Origin of the sequence: Vasconcelosia minhoensis LEGE 07310 (assembly GCF_015207255.1) — a bacterium.
In the GTDB taxonomy this organism is placed as follows: domain Bacteria; phylum Cyanobacteriota; class Cyanobacteriia; order Phormidesmidales; family Phormidesmidaceae; genus Vasconcelosia; species Vasconcelosia minhoensis.
The window spans coordinates 1-1591 of the sequence record NZ_JADEXG010000152.1 but is presented as its reverse complement, the minus strand read 5'-3'; the positions used below and the strand labels follow the sequence as shown (position 1 = coordinate 1591).

The following is a 1591-nucleotide window of genomic DNA, read 5'->3' as shown; positions in this document are numbered from 1 at the left end:
GTTCAAGGACGCGATTAACACTTGTATTGAGCAGGCCAATACGACCCACAAAGCATCGCTAGAAACTTTGTTGACCATGAATTTTCAGTCCTTTAAGAAAGTCCAAATATCAGGCGTCTAGAGTATAACAACCAGGCGGAACGCGATGTCCGGATGATGAAGCTCAAGCAGAAGATTTCAGGCTGCTTTCGAACCGCTGCCGGGGGGCAACAGTTCTGCCGCATTCGGGGCTACATCTCGACATTAAGAAAGCAGGGGATTGCTGTACTTGATGCCTTGAAAAGTGCTTTTACGGGTAGCCCTATTCTTCCGGTGTTTCAGCCTGAGTAGTTACAGATTGACAAACCTTGCTTGCTTAGCTCACCTTAACTAATGTTACTCGTCAATAGAATCTTCTCCTTCTTTTGACAAGCTTTTCCATAGTAATGGAGAAATAATTAAGCTTCTAGACTTACACGATGGCTAACCCAAAAAATCAGGGTCATTTCATTCTAGACCTTTGCAACGAACCGTCAGGCTTTCAGCCACTGGACACTTTGAGACTGAAAGGCGGAAGCGTCCTATCCTCATCAATTCATAGAATCCGGCAATGAGAATGAAACAGCCCTGCCCAAAAAATAGATTTCAGTTATTTTCTCTGATTGTCATACCTCTAATGCTTGCTAACATGGTTAGTGCTGATATAGACGATTCAACTTCTTCAGTTCCTGAAGAAGTTGAATCGTCGGAGAGCGAGAATAGCTCGCCGCGATGGGTAAACCCAGATAGCTTTGATCTCCCACCTGTTGAATTTCCTGATGGTCCTGTCCCTGTTGAAGAGCCTACTGAAGAGAGGAATTGCCAGCGCTGATAATGTGTTTGGTCGTTTTGAGTATTCCTGTTGAGGCAACTCAATGTATTAGGATCAGCGGGGACATTCTCGTTCAACTCAGCAGGGTGGGTGACTGCCCCCGCTGAGTTGAACTGTACATTTCACCTTTTAGTACTTTTGTAGGCACCAAAAACCTTCGTTAAAGACACACCTTACGCAGCTAATCTGCTCTCTAGTCGTTAGTTAAAGGTCTTGTGCATGGACTACGACTGTAAATTTAACGGTCGGTTTCTAAGTGGTTGTCATGTAATAAAAGGTGTGCCGAAGGCATTCTATAGTGTAACGTACACGAAATGTCTACTGGTTCTGGCCAAAGGCAGCGAACGAACCATGAGAAGAGACAGCTAATAGAACGGGTCTATCACCGGCTAGCATCAATCAGGTTCTGGCTACGCTTCAAAGCTTCTTTAAGTGGCTGGCAGTCAAGCGATATATCAGTCTCAACCCGACCATCACAATCGAAATAGTTACGGCCATGGCCGAATTATAGTAAGTGCGATCGCTTTTACTACTTATGCGGCTACTGAGTCGGAATCTGAGAGGGAGTAGACACCGTTTCCAACCCTAGACCAATACCCATTTCTTGTGCCCAGTATTAGGCGACAGTGGAGTAGTCGGGTAGCAAAAGTCGGTTGACGGGTTTAGCCGAACCAGCGTGAGACAGGACGGCAGCGTCAGCGCCATTTGGAGACGGTTGCAATCAGGCAAAAAAAAGGGCAC

The 1591-nt window shown here is 45.9% G+C and carries 1 pseudogene; it reads left to right on the top strand.

The window, feature by feature from the left end:
- Window positions 1–126 precede the first annotated feature (126 nt).
- Window positions 127–330 (top strand): annotated as a pseudogene (locus IQ241_RS25215) (IS66 family transposase); the annotation flags it as partial.
- Window positions 331–1591 lie beyond the last annotated feature (1261 nt).